The following is a 15,790-nucleotide window of genomic DNA, read 5'->3' as shown; positions in this document are numbered from 1 at the left end:
GGGCACGCCCGCTCCCACAGGAATGGCATGTGACCGCACGATCACTCGGTCTCTGTGGGAGCGGGCGTGCCCGCGAATGGGCCGCTAAGCGGCCTCTGTCAGCCTTGACGCAAATGCAGTTCCTGGCGCAGATCGGTCAGGTAAGGAAACGCCTCACGCCCCTGCATCACTCGCTCATGCTCAAGCTCTGCCAGCAACTGGCATTCATCTCGCTCCGCCATGGCCAGCAGACTGCCATCGGGCCCGATGATGCTGCTCTGCCCGCAGTACTGGATCTCGCCCTCGGCCCCGCAGTAATTGGCATATACCAGGTAGCACTGGTTTTCCTGCGCCCGCGAGCGCACGGTCACCTGGCAGACGAAATCGTACGGCGTCATGTTCGCCGTCGGCACCACGATCAGCTCGGCACCTGCCAGCGCCAGGCGCCGGGCGTTTTCCGGGAACTCGATGTCGTAGCAGATCAGCATGCCGACTTTCCAGCCGTTCAGCTCGACCACCGGAAAATGGTCGGCGCCAGGGCTGAACATCGCCCGGTCCAGTTCACCGAACAGGTGGGTCTTGCGGTAATTGCACAGGCTGCGGCCATGGGCATCGATCAGCTGCACGCTGTTGTAGATCGCTCCGTCATCGGCGCGCTCCGGGTAGCCGTAAACAATGGCGATGCGGTGTGACTGGGCAATCTCCACCACCTCCATGGCCGCAGGACCATCGTCGGCTTCGGCCAGCCGTTCGACCTGCGCCAGGCCGATGTTGTAGCCGCTCAGGAACATCTCCGGGCACACCAGCAATTGCGCGCCACGCTCGGCCGCCAGCTGCGCCTGGTGGCGCAGCCGTTGCAGGTTGCCGGGCACGTCCAGCGGGTTGGGTGCGCCCTGGAACAGAGCGATGCGCATGCTGCCTCCTTGGTTTCAGTCGGCCAGGGCGATGGGCCCGATCTCATCGAACACATCACCCGGGCCTGGGTTGTCCGGGTGGGTGTGGCCACCGAAGTGGTTCATGATACCCCACACCGCATTCAGCGATGTCTGCACCGCACCTTCGACCCAGGCCGGGGTCCACGACACGTCGTCGCCGGCGATGAACATGCCGCGTTGCTCGGTGGGCATATCCTGCTGCATGAAGTGTGCGTACATGCGTTGGTTGTAGCGGTAATGGCCTGGCAGCGCGCCCTTGAATGCGCCGAGGAAGTGCGGGTCGGCTTCCCAGGAAACGGTGATCGGGTCGCCGATGATGTGCCCGGCGATATCGGTCTTGGGGTAGATCTTCTTCAGTGCGTCCAGGGCCAGCTGCACGCGCTTTTCCACCGGATGCGGGAGCATCTTCAGGGCGTCGCTCATCCAGGCGTAGGACAGGCAGATCACCCCCGGCTTGTCGTCACCGTTGTCGAACAGGTAGGTGCCGCGGGTGAGGCGATCAGTCAGGGTCATGCTCATCAGGTCGCGGCCGGTCTGCGGATCCTTGTCCTTCCAGAACGGCCGGTCGACCATGACGAAGGTCTTTGATGATTGCATGTAGCGGGTGCGGTCCAGGGCCATCCACATCTTTTGCGAGAACAGCGATTCTTCGCAGTCGATCTGGGTGGTCAGCAGCCAGCTCTGGCAGGTCGCGAGCACTGCACCGTAGTGGCGGGTGTCACCCCAGTTGTCGGTGACCGCCAGGCGCCCATCGGCAGCACGGGCGATGCGCTTGACGCCGCTGCGCGGTGCGCCGCCATGCAACGAACTGAGGCTGGTGCCCTCTGGCCAATGGACGCAACGCTCCGGCACATGGCGCCAGATACCCTGAGGCACCTGTTCCACGCCACCGACGATCAAGTGCTGATGATCGTCGCAGTTGGTCATGACCACGCGGAAGATTTCCAGCATCGAGTTGGGGAAGTCCGAGTCCCACCCGCCGGTGCCGAAACCGACCTGACCGAACACTTCACGATGCTGGAAGCTCAACTGGGCGAACGAGCGCGAGCTGGCGACGAAGTCGTAGAAGGTGCGGTCGTCCCACAGGGGGACCAGCTTGTTCCACAACGCTTTCAGCCGAGGTACATCACGGTCACGGATCGCCTGCTGGATATCGGCGAACTGCGCACCGCTTTCCAGCGCGTCTGCCCAGGCGTCGGCCACTTCGTGGAACAGTTTTGGCAGGTCACTGGGCTTTTCTGCATAGTAGGTCTGGCCTTCGAGGTCGATCACCGTGCTGCCCGAGGCGGAGGTCAGCGGGTTGGGGAAGGGCTTGGTTTCCAGCCCCAGCTTGTCGACGTAGTGGTAGAAGGCGGTCGAGGACACCGGGAAACGCATGCCGCCGAGCTCGGCGATGATGCCGTCGGTACCGTTGAAGGCCTGCGAACGCAGTCGGCCACCGAGCTTCGAGGCCTCATACACCACGGGCTTGAGGCCCAGCTTCATCAATTCGTAGGCCGCAACCAGCCCGGCGATACCTGCACCCACGATGGCGACTTCTTCGCCATGACGTTCGGCCGGGATACTGCCCAGGCCAGCGGGGTGTTCCAGCCAGTCGTCGAAGGCGAAGGGGAAATCCGGGCCGAAGATGGTAATAGGTTGCTTGCCGTCGGCGGGGTGGCGGTTTTTCTTGTTCATGAAGTGACCTTGCCAGAGCGGCTGCGCAGGGGGCGAAGCCTGATTATAGGAGATGGCTGACGGTCATTTTATGAAGCGGCGATATCGTAATTAAGATGCAGAGTGTTAGCGAAATGTATTATTCATCGTCATTGTGACGGCACTAGCATCATTTTTTACGATCAGCGCAGCCAAGTGCTGCGATGTTTCAAACGGGCTGCCCTCGATCGACCTTGCTGCTGAGGATGATCGACGTGGTGGTCTTCTCCACCCCCTCGACGCTGCCAATCTGGTCCAGCAGTTGGTCGAGTTGCTCCGGTGAATCGCTGCGTAGCCAGGCCACGTAGTCGAACTCGCCACTCACCGCACACAGCTGCTGCACCTGCCCCATGGCACTCAGGCGCCTTACCACTTCCTTGCCGGAGCGTGGCTGCACCTTGATCCCGACATAAGCCTGCAGCCCACCGCCGATCAGGCGCTGGCCGAGACGCACTCCATAGCCGGTGATGACCTTGTGCTTTTCCAGCCGTTCCAAGCGCGAGTTGACCGTGGTACGGGCGATGCCAAGCTGGCGGGCGAGGGTAGCGACGCTCTCACGGGCGTTGATCTGCAGCAGAGCGATCAGCTGATGGTCGATTTCGTCGAGGGCGATGGGGCGAGAGTCCGACATGGTAAGTCTCTACGAAGGGGCCCCTAGCCTAGCCAGCCGCAGCCGAGCGGGGCAAGGCCTTGAACGGTCAACATTCGGGCACAAAAAAGCCGCGCATTGGCGCGGCTTCCGTCATATCTGGTGGGCCCACACGGACTCGAACCGTGGACCAAAGGATTATGAGTCCTCTGCTCTAACCGACTGAGCTATAGGCCCTCAGTAAGTGCCCGGATTATAACGAGGGTTTTGAAAGCGTGCCATCCGAAAGATCAGATAGTGCTATGCGAAGAAACGTCGCTGCGAACTCGTCCGGTGGCAACGGCAGGCTGACGATGTAACCCTGGATCTGCTCGCAGCCCTCTGCTGCCAAGAAGCGCTGCTGTGCCTGGTTCTCCACGCCTTCGGCAATGATCGTCAGTTGCATGCTGCGCCCGAGCGCGATGATGGCGCGGGCGATGGCGGCGTCATGGGGGTCGTCCGGCAGGCCGCGAATGAACGACTTGTCGATCTTGAGGATATCCAGCGGCAGGCGCTTGAGGTAACTCAGCGATGAGTACCCGGTACCGAAATCGTCGATCGCCAGCTGCACGCCCAGCTGTTTGAGCTGATGCAAAATGGCCAAGGCCTCTTCGGCCTGGCTCATGATGAAGTTCTCGGTAATCTCCAGCTGCAGGTCGCCCGCTTTCAGCTGATACACCTTCAACAGGTGCTCGATGCGCTTGGCGAGGTTGGGGTGGCGCAGCTGCGCGCCAGCCAGGTTGATCGACAATGGCCCGAAGGCTTGATAAGCCTTTTTCCAGCGATGCATCTGCTGGCAAGCCTGCTCCAGCACCCAGTCGCCCAGCTGCAGGATGGTGCCGTTCTCTTCGGCCAGGTGAATGAAATGCTCGGGCGGCACTTCGCCGAATGTCGGGTGGCTCCAGCGAACCAATGCTTCGGCCCCGACCAGGGTCTGGGTCTTGAGGCTCAGCTTGGGCTGGAAGCTCAGGCTCATCTCGTTGCGCTCGATGGCGCGGCGCAGTTCGTGCTCCATGGCGATGCGTTCGCTGGCCTGTACGGTCAGGTCACGGGTGTAGGCTTCGACGCGGTTGCGGCCTTTGGCCTTGGAGCGGTACATGGCGGCGTCGGCGTTGCGGATCAGCGTGGCGACGTCGGTGCCATCCTGCGGGTAAAGGCTGATGCCGATGCTGGCGCTGGTAAAGAACTCATGCTCGCCGGCCTGGAACGGGGCGACGAAGCAGGCCAGCAACTTGTTGGCGATGGCATGGGCATCGCTGGGCTTGTGCAGGCCGGGCAGCAGGATGATGAATTCGTCGCCGCCCAGGCGGGCCACGGTGTCGACGTCGCGCACCTGCTCCTTGAGGCGCTGGGCGATGCCTTTGAGCAACAGGTCGCCAACCGGGTGGCCGAGGCTGTCGTTGATGTGCTTGAAGCGGTCCAGATCGAGGAACAGCACAGCACCCTGCCGGTTGGACACCTGTGCGCAGGTCAGCACGGCCTGCAGCCGGCTTTCGAAGAGGGCGCGGTTGGGCAGGCCGGTCAGTGGGTCGTGGTGGGCCTGGTAGTCGAGTTTGGCCTGGGCGTGCTTGAGGCTGGAGATGTCGGCGAACACGGCGACGAAGTGGGTGATGTTGCGATCATTGTTGCGAACGGCGCTGATGGTCAGCCAGCCGGGATACAGTTCGCCGTTCTTGCGCTTGTTGTAGATCTCGCCCTGCCAGTGACCTTCTGCGGTGAGCTGGTGCCACATGGCGGCATAGAAGGCGCTGTCATGCTGGCCAGAGGCGAGCAGGCGCGGGGTCTGGCCGAGCGCCTCGATCTCGCTGTAGCCGGTGATCTCACTGAAGGCACGGTTGACTGCACTGATGCGCTGGTCGGTGTCGGTAATCAATACACCTTCAGCGGTATTTTCAAACACGGTGGCAGCCAGTTGCAGTTTTTCCTGCATCAGGTGGCGTTCGGTAATGTCGCGGGCGATGGTCAGCATGCAGTCGACACCACCGATCGGCAGTGGCCGGGCCGAGAGTTCGCAGAGGCGAATCTGCCCGTCGCTGCGGCGCAGGTGGCAGCTGAAGTCACGCACGAAACCATTGCGTCCCAGTTGGTCGATCAGGCGTTTGCGTTCGTTGAGGTCGACCCAGATCCCCAGGTCGAAGGAAGTCTGGTCGATCGGCTGGTTGAATTCGTAACCGGTCAGGCGGCAGAAGCCTTCGTTGACTTCCAGCAGCAGGCCGTCGCTTTGGCGCGACAGCAACAGGCCGTCAGGCGAGGCGTGGAAAGCCTTGGCGAACTTTTCCTCGGAGGTCTGCAACTGTTGTTGGGTTTCCTTGAGCTGGCTGATGTCGCGAACCGCCACGACCAGCGCCGGGGTGCCGTCGAGCTCGAAGGTTTCGGCCGAAGTCAGGCCGGTGAACAACTGGCCGTTGCTGCGGCGGAAAGTCATTTCAAGGTTGCGGATGCCACCCTGGTGCAGGCGTTCGAGAAGCCTCGGGCCCATGCCTTCGACCCCCCACAGGTTGAGCTCGGTAGCGGTACGGCCGATGACCTCACCCGGTTTCAGGCCGATCTGTTCTTCGAAGGCTTCGTTGACCTCGAGCAGCACGCCATCACTATGCCGTGCGATCAGCAGAATGTCCGGGCACTGCTCGAACACCGAGGCGAACTTTTGCTCAGACAGACGCAGGGCGTCTTCGGTGCGTTTGGTCTCGCTGATGTCGATCATCAGGCCCCGCATCACCGGCCGGTGGCCGTGTTCGATCATGCTGACGATGTTGCGCACCCAAAGCGCCTGGCCGTCGGCGCGTAGCACGCGGTAATCGAGGCTGTGATCACGCCCTGCGGCGGTTTCGCTTTCGCAGAAAGCCTGGGCCCAGAGCGCATCGTCGGGGTGCAGGATGCTGCGCCAGAAGCCGGGCTTGAGCCAGTCGTGCAACGGGTAGCCCAACAGGTCCTCGGCGTGCGGCGAGACATAACTGTAGGTGAAGTCGTTGGCGTCGGCTTCCCAGGCGATTGCCGACAGGCTCTCGATCAGGCCGCGGTAATGGTATTCGCTGCTGCGCAGTTCCTGTTCCAGGGCGATACGTCTGGAAATTTCCGAACTGAGCCGGCGATTGATACGGATGACCGCGGCGAGAATGGCGATCAGCAGCAGGACGGCCGGCAGCCCATAGAGCAGCGTGTCGTGCCAGAAGCTCCGCTGGTCGACCACGGCGCCGACCCAGCGCTGCTGGATATGGCTGATCTCTTCGCTGGACATGTCGGCCATCACTTTGTCGAGGATGCCGACCAGTACCTGCTGGTCACGGGGCGCGGCCATTGCCAACTGATAGCGATAGGGTGTGTCGCCGCTTACATACAACCCTTCGAGCTTGAGCTGGCGCAGGCTCCAGATACTGGAGGCGAGGTCACCGACCACGGCGTCCACCGCGTCGGTGGCCAGTGCCTGCAGGGTCGAGTTGACATTCGGCATCGCCACCAGGTTCAGGTCCGGGTGGTGGGTGCGGAGCAGTTCATGGGGCGCATAGTTTTCCACCACAGCGACCTTCAGCCCGTACAAGTCCTTGAGCGTGCGCGGTTGCGGGCCGCCTTCATGGGCCAGGATGACGATGGGGAAATCGAGGTAGGGACGGGTGAACGCGAGGTAGCCCTGGCGTTCGGGTGTCGACATGATGCCGGGCAGCAAGTCGATGCGGCCTTCGCGCGCCTGCTGCAGCACTTCGGTCCACCTGCTCGGCTCGACCGGTTTCAGTATTACGCCCAGGCGATCCTGGAGCAGGGCGATGTAATCGGCGGCCAATCCCTGGTACCGGCCCTCCTGGTCACGAAACTCGAAAGGTGGCCAGGAAGCGTCGACGCCCAGTCTCAACTGCGGGTGGGCAGCGAGCCAGGTTTTTTCCTCGTCTGTCAGGGTCAGGGCGCCGGCCGTTGTGTTCCACAGCATCAGGAACAGCAACAGAATGGCCGGCTTCGGCAGCATAGCGGCCTCGCATTCAGTTGGTCTGAAGTCGAGTGTAGACGGGCATTCAGCCAGCAGAGTGGCCGATCACAACTATTTGTCGGATAAGAAAAACCCCGGCCTGGGCCGGGGTTCGTCATCACTCGTCGAGGAAGGAGCGTAGATGCTCGCTGCGAGTCGGGTGGCGCAATTTGCGCAACGCCTTCGCTTCGATCTGACGGATCCGCTCACGGGTCACGTCGAACTGCTTGCCTACCTCTTCAAGGGTGTGGTCGGTGTTCATGTCGATACCGAAGCGCATGCGCAGCACCTTGGCTTCGCGTGCGGTCAGGCCCGAGAGCACGTCACGGGTCGCTTCCTTGAGGCTTTCGACCGTGGCCACGTCGATCGGGGACTGCATGGTCGAGTCCTCGATGAAGTCGCCCAGGTGCGAATCTTCGTCATCACCGATCGGGGTTTCCATGGAGATCGGTTCTTTGGCGATCTTCAATACCTTGCGGATCTTGTCCTCAGGCATTTCCATGCGCTCACCGAGCTCTTCCGGGGTCGGCTCACGGCCCATTTCCTGCAGCATCTGGCGGGAAATACGGTTGAGCTTGTTGATCGTCTCGATCATGTGCACCGGAATACGGATGGTGCGCGCCTGGTCGGCGATCGAGCGGGTGATCGCCTGACGGATCCACCAGGTGGCGTAGGTCGAGAACTTGTAACCGCGACGGTACTCGAACTTGTCCACCGCCTTCATCAGGCCAATGTTGCCTTCCTGGATCAGGTCGAGGAACTGCAGGCCCCGGTTGGTGTACTTCTTGGCGATGGAAATCACCAGACGCAGGTTCGCCTCGACCATTTCTTTCTTGGCGCGGCGGGCTTTCGCCTCGCCGATAGACATGCGGCGGTTGATTTCCTTGATCTCGGCGACGGTCAGGCCGGTCTCGGTCTCAAGGTCGATCAGCTTCTGCTGGCAAGCGACGATGGCGGCGTCCTTTTCACCCAGGGCAGCTGCCCACTTGGTGTTGCGCTTGGCCAGGTCACCGGACCAGGTCTGGTCGGTTTCATTGCTCGGGAACAGGCGCAGGAAGTCAGCACGCGGCATACGGGCATCACGCACGCACAGCTGCATGATCGCGCGCTCTTGCTGACGCAGGCGATTCAGGGCATCGCGCACACGCTCGACCAGGACGTCGAACTGCTTCGGCACCAGCTTGATCGGCATGAACAGGTCAGCCAGGGCCTGGAGGGCCTCGATGCTTTCCTTGCCGTCACGGCCGTGCTTTTTCAGGACCTTGGCGGTGGCCTGGAGCTGATCGGCAACGGCACCGAAGCGCTGGGCTGCGACAACCGGATCGGGACCGCTTTCGGTCTCTTCCTCGTCGTCACCCCCTTCGCTTTCCTCGTCTTCGTCGTCCGACTCTTCCTTGGCCGCTGGTACCTTGGCACCAGGTACTGGCACTTCGTCGGTCGGTGCGGCGATGTTGTCGTCAGGGTCGATGTAACCGCTGAGGACGTCGGACAGGCGGCCGCCCTCGGCGGTGACGCGGTCGTATTCGCCGAGGATGTAGTCGACAGTGCCCGGGAAGTGAGCGATGGCGCCCATGACTTCACGGATGCCTTCCTCGATACGCTTGGCGATTTCGATTTCGCCTTCGCGAGTCAGCAGCTCGACGGTACCCATTTCACGCATGTACATGCGCACCGGGTCGGTCGTGCGGCCGATATCGGTTTCAACTGCCGCCAACGCAGCAGCGGCTTCTTCGGCCGCGGCTTCGTCGGTGTCGGCTTCCGCCAACAGAAGGGCATCCGCATCCGGAGCACTCTCGAATACGTTGATCCCCATGTCGTTGATCATGCGGATGATGTCTTCCACCTGTTCCGGATCTGAAATATCCTCAGGCAGGTGGTCGTTGACCTCCGCGTAAGTCAGGTAGCCCTGCTCACGACCGCGGGTGATCAACTCTTTGATACGAGACTGCTGTTGCGCTTTTCCGGACATAACACCCTATCCACTGAAGGTCTTGGCGGGCAAAAAACAAGCCGAGGATTATACCCGAGCATGGGCCTCACGCGCCAGATGAGGTCGGCGTTTGTGCGGGAACATTCCGGCTCAGCAGGGCGAGGAGCTGTGATTTTTCCTCGCTGGTCAATTCGCTTTGACGTGATTTCCTGAGCAGTTGTTCCAGGCTGCGCTCGCGTTGGCGGGCGGACAAGCTAGTTATAGTGTCGAAAAACTGTTGTTCAAGGTTGTCGGCCACGATCAACCATTCCTTTTCGGCCAGGGCCCGCAGCAGGCGGCCTTGTTCAGTGCCGTGCCAACGTGCGATCAACTGCATTGAGCTTAGCCCAGGATTCTTCTGCGCAGCTTCGATCAGGGCCACCAGTAGCTGGCTGTACAGGTGTTCTTCGTCGGCGAAGTGGCTGGCATCCTCGACCTTGCCGGCCAGCAATGGATGGTGCAGCAAGGTGCGCAGGGCGGCCAGGGTCGGTGGTTCGACCGGTGCCGGCACCCGCGGCGGTGCTTGGTCGCGCTGCTGCCATGGCTTGCCGCCCTTGCGGTTCTTGTCCCAGGGCTTGTCGCCCCACTGCTTCTTGCCCCCGCCTTTGTTTGGCTTCCACTCCTGTTGCTGATGAACGGGGGCGTAGTCGGGCTGTGGCATGTCGCCGTAGTCGGGGGTGTAGCTGGCCATGGCATCGTAGTCATAGCCAGGGTCGTAATCTGGCACGCCGCTGGTCGCCGGGGCCTGTTGCGCCAGTTGCTCGACCTGCTGAGGGTCGAGGCCGGTGATTTCCTTCAGGCGGTTGCGCATGAGCTGACGCAAGTTCGCACCGGGGATCTTTTCGATCAGCGGTGCAGCCAGGGTGGCCATGTGTGCCTTGCCTTCCAGCGAGCGCGGGTCGGCTTCGTTGCTCAATTGCTCGAAGAAATAGTCGGCCAGTGGCTGTGCGTGCTGGTTGATCCGGGCCATGAAGGCATCGGTGCCTTCGGCGCGTACCAAGCTGTCCGGGTCTTCACCTTCTGGCAGGAACAGAAAGCGCGCACGGCGGCCATCCTGCAGTGCCGAGAGGGTCGATTCCAGCGCCCGCCAGGCAGCCTTGCGCCCGGCCTGGTCGCCGTCGAAGCAGAACAGTACGCTGGGCACCACGCGGAACAGGCGCTTGAGGTGCTCTTCGCTGGTCGCGGTGCCGAGGGTGGCGACGGCATTGCGCAGGCCTTGCTGGGCCAGGGCGATCACGTCCATGTAGCCTTCGACGACGATTATTTCGTCGAGGTTGCGGTTGTGCTTGCGTGCCTCGTACAGCCCGTAGAGTTCCTGGCCCTTGTGAAACACCGGGGTTTCCGGTGAGTTGAGGTACTTGGGCTTGTCGTCGCCCAGTACCCGGCCGCCAAAAGCGATGATGCGCCCACGGCTATCGCGGATCGGGAACATCACCCGGTCGCGGAAGCGGTCGTAGCGTTTGCCGCTTTCCGCATTCTCGATCAACAAGCCGGCGTCGATCATCACCTTTTGCTGCAGACTGTCGGCGCCCAGGTGCTTGAGCAGGTTGTCCCAGCCCGGCGGCGCGAAGCCCAGGCCGAAGTCTCGGGCGATCTCGCCAGACAAGCCACGGCCCTTGAGGTAGTCCACCGCCGCCTTGCGGGTCGGATGGCTGCGCAGGGCCTGGCGGTAGAACTCCGAGGCGGCATCGAGCAATGGGTACAGCGGCGAATCGGTTGGCTGGCGCGGCTTGTTGTCGCGACGGCCTTGTTCCCTGGGCACTTCCATGCCGGCTGCGCGGGCCAGCTCCTCGACGGCCTGGGGAAAGTCCAGGTTGTCGTGGTCCATGACGAAACCAAGGGCGTTGCCGCCGGCACCGCAGCCGAAGCAGTAGTAGAACTGTTTGTCTGGGCTGACCGTGAAGGAAGGGGTCTTTTCCTTGTGGAACGGGCAGCAGGCGGAGTAGTTCTTGCCGGTTTTTTTCAGCTGAACGCGCGAACTCACCACGTCGACAATGTCGAGGCGGTTGATCAGGTCGTCGATGAAGCTTTGGGGAATCAGCCCGGCCATGGCAGTCTCGTCATCTGGCAACTGGCAAGTCTAAACGCTAACGGGGCGAGTGATGCTAGGGGAAGTGCGAGGGAGTGTGTGCTCGTCGCCAGCCTCCGGCTTGCCGGGGGCTCGTCAGTCAGGACGTGCACGACTGGCCGAAACCAGATCTGACGCTTTGGAACCATTTGCCCGCTGCAAGTTGCTGCAGGCACCTTGGGCTAGCTGCTCAAGGCCAAACAAACCGCTGCCATCGGCCCGGCAGCGAGCCGGGCAGGGCAGAAGCTCTTGCGTAGAACGTCTGTATTAGTACAGGCGAACGGCGCGGCGCTGTTCGCGCTGAACTTTCTTGGCGTGACGCTTAACAGCTGCAGCTGCTTTGCGCTTACGCTCGGCGGTCGGCTTCTCGTAAAACTCGCGGCTACGAACTTCAGCCAGTACACCGGCTTTTTCGCAGGAGCGCTTGAAACGACGCAGAGCTACGTCGAAGGGTTCGTTCTCTTTAACTTTGACGGCTGGCATCCAGGGCTACCTTAATTCATTACCGGGGTAGACGTGCTCCTGGCAAAACAAAGGTGTGCTGGAGAACGTCGGTTTTCAAGGGTTGCGGATGTTAACCCTTAGTACGCCGGAATGCAAAGCCTCTGATCGAAAACCGCTGGTCGGCACCCGGCACGGGGACTATCATGCGCGGCTTCGAATTCAGCCCCCACAAGGGACGAGCCCATGCTAGTACTGGGATTGGAAACATCCTGCGACGAAACCGGCGTCGCATTATACGACAGCGAGCGCGGTTTGTTAGCCGACGCGCTGTTCAGTCAGATCGACCTGCACCGCGTGTTCGGTGGCGTGGTGCCCGAGCTTGCCTCGCGTGACCACGTCAAGCGCATGCTGCCGCTCATCCGCCAGGTGCTGGAGGAAGCTGGCTGCGTCGCCACCGAGATCGACGCCATTGCCTACACCGCCGGCCCTGGCTTGGTCGGTGCGCTGTTGGTCGGCGCCTCGTGCGCCCAGGCCCTGGCTTTCGCCTGGGATATCCCGGCGATCGGTGTGCATCATATGGAAGGCCACCTGTTGGCGCCGATGCTGGAGGAAAACCCTCCCGAGTTTCCGTTCGTCGCTTTGCTGGTTTCCGGCGGCCATACCCAGCTGGTGCGGGTGGATGGCATCGGCCAGTACGAGCTGCTGGGCGAGAGCCTCGACGATGCTGCCGGCGAAGCGTTCGACAAGACCGCCAAGCTGATCGGCCTCAACTACCCGGGTGGGCCGGAAATCGCGCGCCTGGCCGAGCGGGGTGTGCCTGGGCGCTTCGTGTTCCCGCGGCCGATGACCGATCGACCGGGTCTTGAGTTCAGCTTCAGTGGCCTCAAGACCTTCGCCCTGAACACCTGGCAGCAATGCAAGAATGCTGGCGACGACAACGAGCAAACCCGTTGCGACCTGTCCCTGGCTTTCCAGCAGGCGGTGGTGGAGACTCTGACCATCAAGTGCAAGCGGGCCCTCAAGCAGACTGGCCTCAAGCGCCTGGTCATCGCGGGTGGCGTGAGCGCCAACAAGGCCTTGCGCGCCTCCCTGGAAGACATGCTGGCCGGCCTCAAGGGCAACGTGTACTACGCGCGACCACAGTTCTGCACTGATAACGGTGCGATGATCGCCTATGCCGGTTGCCAGCGTCTGTTGGCCGGGCAGAAGCAGGACTTGGCCATCAGCGTGCAGGCACGCTGGCCCATGGAGCAGCTGCCGCCGCTGTGATGGCGTGCGGGCGCGTCAGAAATGCCTTTCGCGCCCGGCAAACAAGTCGCGCAGATTGTTGCGGTGGCGCCAGACGATCATCACTGTCAGCACGGCGATCGGCAGCAGCGCCTCCGGCTCTCGCCAAGCCAGAAGTGGCAAGGTCAGCGGGGTTGCCACAAGCGCCGCCAGCGAGCTGGTGCGAGTGAGATAGAAGGTCAACAGCCAAGCGCCGATGGCCAGCAGTGCGGCTGGGAAATACAGGCCCATGAGCATGCCTGCGGCAGTGGCGACGCCTTTGCCGCCGCGGAAGCGGAAATACAGCGGGAACAGGTGGCCGAGCACTGCGCACACGCCGACCCAGGCTTGCTCTTGCAGGCCAAGGCCGGCAGCGCGGGCGAGCAAAACCGGCAACAGCCCCTTGCACAGGTCGCCGAGCAGGGTCAGGATCGCCAGTTTACGGCCCGCCAGGCGTAGCATGTTGGTGGCGCCGGCATTGCCCGAACCGCTGGAACGAGGGTCCGGGCTGCCCGAAAGGCGGCTTAGGACGATGGCGAAGGACAGCGAGCCGAGCAGGTAGGCGAGCAACGCCAGTAACCAAAACATGCTAACTATTCCGGGCGAGGACGCCCTGATTCTAACGGCGCCAGTCGCCCTTGTCGTGCTGTGGAGAGAAGTGCTTGGACAGAGTGTTCATCGAAGGCCTGGAAGTCGATACCGTCATCGGCGCCTATGACTGGGAGCGGGATATTCGCCAGTGCCTGCGCCTGGACCTGAGTTTTGCCTGGGATAACCGCCCGGCAGCCGCCGGTGATGACCTGAACCTGGCACTCGACTATGCCAGTGTGTCGGCGCGGATCCAGGCATTTGCCGAGCAGGCGCGCTTCGAATTGGTGGAAACCTTCGCCGAGCGCCTGGTGGCCGCGCTGATGGAAGAGTTCCACATTCCCTGGGTGCGGTTGAAGCTGACCAAGCCAGGGGCCGTTCCCGCCGCCCGCGGCGGTGTTGGCGTGGAGATCGAGCGCGGATGTCTCTGAACACCGTTTACCTGGGCCTTGGCAGCAACATCGATCGCCACCAGCACCTGTGTGCGGGGCTCGATGCGCTGGCGGCCATTCTCAGCGACATGCAGTGTTCCCCGGCGTTCGAGAGCCAGGCTGTGGGGATCAAGAGCGGGCCGTTCATCAACTTCGTGGTCACCGGCAAGACCGATCTGCCGCTGATGGAGCTGGATCGCCGGCTCAAGTTCATCGAGGCGGACAATGGTCGCTATGCTCCGGATCGCAAGGGCCTGCCGCTGGATATCGATGTACTCCTGTATGACGACCTGCATGGCACGTTCGATGGGCTGGTGCTGCCTCGGGCGGAGATCCTGAAGAATGCCTTCGTGCTGTGGCCTTTGTCGTTGCTGGCGCCGGAGCTTGTACATCCAGCTGCGGGCAAAAGCATGGCGCAGCTGTGGCAGGAGGCGCGGATCGACCAGGTGTTGGCACCTGTCGCTTTCGAATGGCGGGGCGTGCAGCTGACCCAGGCGTGAGCCTGTAACGGCCCTTTCGCGGCTAAAGCCGCTCCCGCAGTGACCCCATAAGCCTTGGTCTGATGCGATCCCACAGGGACCCCATAGGCCTTGGTCTGATGCGATCCCACAGGGACCCCATAAGCTTTGGTCTGATGCGATCCCTGTGGGAGCGGCTTTAGCCGCGAAAGGGCCGGTGTGGTCAGCCCGGCTTGTAAGCCTCGAGCGCTTTTAGCCGCTCACCGTTGAGGGCCTCGCCCAGGCCTTGCCCGGTCAGCCCGGCTTCCACCAGTGGCTTCACATCCACTGCCCGGGCTGCGGCTGCCGCCCCGCGCAGATAATTACCCTGTGGATAGCCTTCACAGGTGGCCATTTCACACGCGGCAATGAAATCCTCTAAACGCTGCGGTCGTCGATAAACGTCGAATTTCTGCAGCATTTCCAGCAATTTTGCAGGCGTTAATTGCAACGCGTTGTCAGCCCGCCCGGCAAACTCACCCACCAGCACGGCCAGTTCCTGGCATTCACGCGGCGCCTTGAAACGCTGATTGAGTGCTTTGATCGCCACTGGCTCCAGCCCTCGCAGCAAGCACGCCCAGCGCACAGCCAGCGGCTGCTGGCGCTCTGCCGCCCGGCGCAGGGCGCCCAGTACGTGCGCAGGTTGTTCCAGCTCAGGCATCAACTCGTTCAAAGCGCCACAGGCCTGCAATACCTGGATGAACACTTGCGGCTGACTTTCCATCAGCGCCCGTTCGATCTCTTTCCAGCTACGTTCGGCTGTCAGCGCCTGCAATTCGCCAGATTCGGCGATCTGGCGCATCAGCGCCAGTGTTTCATCGGCGACCTTGAAGCCCAAGGGGGCGTAACGTGCGGCAAAGCGGGCAACACGTAACACTCGTAGGGGATCTTCGGCGAATGCGGGGGAAACGTGGCGCAGAATGCGTTGTGCAAGGTCGGCCTGGCCATGGTAAGGGTCGAAGACCACGCCCTGTTCATCCTCGGCCATGGCATTGATGGTCAGGTCGCGGCGGATCAGGTCTTCCTCCAGCGTAACGTCCGGGCTGGCGTGAAAGGTGAACCCGCCGTAACCGCGTCCGCTCTTGCGCTCTGTGCGTGCGAGGGCATATTCCTCGCCGGTCTCTGGATGCAGGAACACCGGGAAATCAGCGCCGACCGGGCGGAAGCCCAGGGCATGCATTTCCTCGACCGTGGCGCCAACCACCAGCCAGTCGATATCACTGACCGGGAGCCCGAGCAGGCGGTCGCGTACTGCGCCGCCGACTTTGTAGATGTGCATGTGCAGCCTCCATTACTGCCCACAGGATAACCTGTTGGCAGTAATGGCGGTGC

12 protein-coding genes and 1 tRNA gene are annotated in these 15,790 nt (G+C 62.1%); 3 read left to right on the top strand and 10 right to left on the bottom strand.

Features of this window, described 5'->3' with window-relative positions; all coding sequences use genetic code 11:
• Positions 1-98: 98 nt before the first annotated feature.
• The 8 genes from ACTORR_RS11750 to rpsU all read right to left on the bottom strand — a co-directional run bounded on the left by ACTORR_RS11750 (position 99) and on the right by rpsU (position 11,715).
• Positions 99-893, bottom strand: a complete 795-nt coding sequence (locus ACTORR_RS11750) for a carbon-nitrogen hydrolase family protein (protein ID WP_262109063.1) — start codon at positions 891-893, stop codon at positions 99-101.
• 15 nt (positions 894-908) lie between these two features.
• The gene (locus ACTORR_RS11745; protein ID WP_286935470.1) at positions 909-2,591 is read right to left on the bottom strand and encodes a flavin monoamine oxidase family protein; all 1,683 of its coding nucleotides are present in this window, start codon (positions 2,589-2,591) and stop codon (positions 909-911) included.
• 187 nt (positions 2,592-2,778) lie between these two features.
• Positions 2,779-3,240, bottom strand: coding sequence for an Lrp/AsnC family transcriptional regulator (locus tag ACTORR_RS11740; RefSeq protein ID WP_099813729.1), 462 nt, complete (start codon positions 3,238-3,240; stop codon positions 2,779-2,781).
• 118 nt (positions 3,241-3,358) lie between these two features.
• A tRNA-Ile gene (locus ACTORR_RS11735) sits at positions 3,359-3,435 on the bottom strand.
• 16 nt (positions 3,436-3,451) lie between these two features.
• Positions 3,452-7,195, bottom strand: a complete 3,744-nt coding sequence (locus ACTORR_RS11730) for a bifunctional diguanylate cyclase/phosphodiesterase (RefSeq protein WP_054885231.1) — start codon at positions 7,193-7,195, stop codon at positions 3,452-3,454.
• A 118-nt stretch (positions 7,196-7,313) separates the two neighbouring features.
• A complete protein-coding gene (gene rpoD / locus ACTORR_RS11725) occupies positions 7,314-9,164 on the bottom strand; it encodes an RNA polymerase sigma factor RpoD (RefSeq protein ID WP_099813728.1) in 1,851 nt (616 codons plus the stop codon).
• Positions 9,165-9,231: 67 nt separating this feature from the next.
• Entirely contained in the window at positions 9,232-11,214 is a 1,983-nt protein-coding gene (gene dnaG, locus ACTORR_RS11720) for a DNA primase (protein ID WP_286935475.1), read from the bottom strand.
• Between the two features lie 285 nt (positions 11,215-11,499).
• On the bottom strand, positions 11,500-11,715 hold the full coding sequence (rpsU, locus tag ACTORR_RS11715) for a 30S ribosomal protein S21 (RefSeq protein ID WP_003255575.1): 216 nt from the start codon (positions 11,713-11,715) through the stop codon (positions 11,500-11,502).
• A 204-nt stretch (positions 11,716-11,919) separates the two neighbouring features.
• Between rpsU and tsaD the strand changes: the two genes are divergently transcribed.
• Positions 11,920-12,945 carry a tRNA (adenosine(37)-N6)-threonylcarbamoyltransferase complex transferase subunit TsaD gene (gene tsaD / locus ACTORR_RS11710; protein WP_054885228.1) on the top strand — a complete coding sequence of 342 codons (1,026 nt, stop codon included), beginning with the start codon at positions 11,920-11,922 and terminating at the stop codon, positions 12,943-12,945.
• 15 nt (positions 12,946-12,960) lie between these two features.
• Here the strand turns inward: tsaD and plsY are convergent, their stop codons facing one another.
• The gene (gene plsY / locus ACTORR_RS11705; RefSeq protein WP_054885227.1) at positions 12,961-13,530 is read right to left on the bottom strand and encodes a glycerol-3-phosphate 1-O-acyltransferase PlsY; all 570 of its coding nucleotides are present in this window, start codon (positions 13,528-13,530) and stop codon (positions 12,961-12,963) included.
• Positions 13,531-13,604: 74 nt separating this feature from the next.
• Between plsY and folB the strand changes: the two genes are divergently transcribed.
• Positions 13,605-13,961: a dihydroneopterin aldolase gene (gene folB / locus ACTORR_RS11700; RefSeq protein ID WP_009682799.1), complete on the top strand. Its 357-nt coding sequence runs from the start codon at positions 13,605-13,607 to the stop codon at positions 13,959-13,961.
• The gene (gene folK, locus ACTORR_RS11695; protein WP_286935477.1) at positions 13,952-14,461 is read left to right on the top strand and encodes a 2-amino-4-hydroxy-6-hydroxymethyldihydropteridine diphosphokinase; all 510 of its coding nucleotides are present in this window, start codon (positions 13,952-13,954) and stop codon (positions 14,459-14,461) included. The genes folB and folK overlap by 10 nt, the downstream gene beginning before the upstream one ends.
• 181 nt (positions 14,462-14,642) lie before the next feature.
• Here folK and ACTORR_RS11690 read toward each other — a convergent pair whose 3' ends face one another.
• On the bottom strand, positions 14,643-15,737 hold the full coding sequence (locus tag ACTORR_RS11690) for a multifunctional CCA addition/repair protein (protein ID WP_286935478.1): 1,095 nt from the start codon (positions 15,735-15,737) through the stop codon (positions 14,643-14,645).
• Positions 15,738-15,790 lie beyond the last annotated feature (53 nt).

Origin of the sequence: Pseudomonas sp. SAR267, assembly GCF_052077595.1 — a bacterium.
GTDB lineage: Bacteria > Pseudomonadota > Gammaproteobacteria > Pseudomonadales > Pseudomonadaceae > Aquipseudomonas > Aquipseudomonas vlassakiae.
Note: the sequence above shows the minus strand (reverse complement) of the source record. Positions and strands in the feature narration are given on the sequence as shown.

Bases quoted from the DNA above. Each gene is read 5' to 3' on its own strand.
- ACTORR_RS11750 (WP_262109063.1), bottom strand. From the start codon at position 893: ATGCGCATCGCTCTGTTCCAGGGCGCACCCAACCCGCTGGACGTGCCC.
- ACTORR_RS11745 (WP_286935470.1), bottom strand. From the start codon at position 2,591: ATGAACAAGAAAAACCGCCACCCCGCCGACGGCAAGCAACCTATTACC.
- ACTORR_RS11740 (WP_099813729.1), bottom strand. From the start codon at position 3,240: ATGTCGGACTCTCGCCCCATCGCCCTCGACGAAATCGACCATCAGCTG.
- ACTORR_RS11730 (WP_054885231.1), bottom strand. From the start codon at position 7,195: ATGCTGCCGAAGCCGGCCATTCTGTTGCTGTTCCTGATGCTGTGGAAC.
- rpoD (WP_099813728.1), bottom strand. From the start codon at position 9,164: ATGTCCGGAAAAGCGCAACAGCAGTCTCGTATCAAAGAGTTGATCACC.
- dnaG (WP_286935475.1), bottom strand. From the start codon at position 11,214: ATGGCCGGGCTGATTCCCCAAAGCTTCATCGACGACCTGATCAACCGC.
- rpsU (WP_003255575.1), bottom strand. From the start codon at position 11,715: ATGCCAGCCGTCAAAGTTAAAGAGAACGAACCCTTCGACGTAGCTCTG.
- tsaD (WP_054885228.1), top strand. From the start codon at position 11,920: ATGCTAGTACTGGGATTGGAAACATCCTGCGACGAAACCGGCGTCGCA.
- plsY (WP_054885227.1), bottom strand. From the start codon at position 13,530: ATGTTTTGGTTACTGGCGTTGCTCGCCTACCTGCTCGGCTCGCTGTCC.
- folK (WP_286935477.1), top strand. From the start codon at position 13,952: ATGTCTCTGAACACCGTTTACCTGGGCCTTGGCAGCAACATCGATCGC.
- ACTORR_RS11690 (WP_286935478.1), bottom strand. From the start codon at position 15,737: ATGCACATCTACAAAGTCGGCGGCGCAGTACGCGACCGCCTGCTCGGG.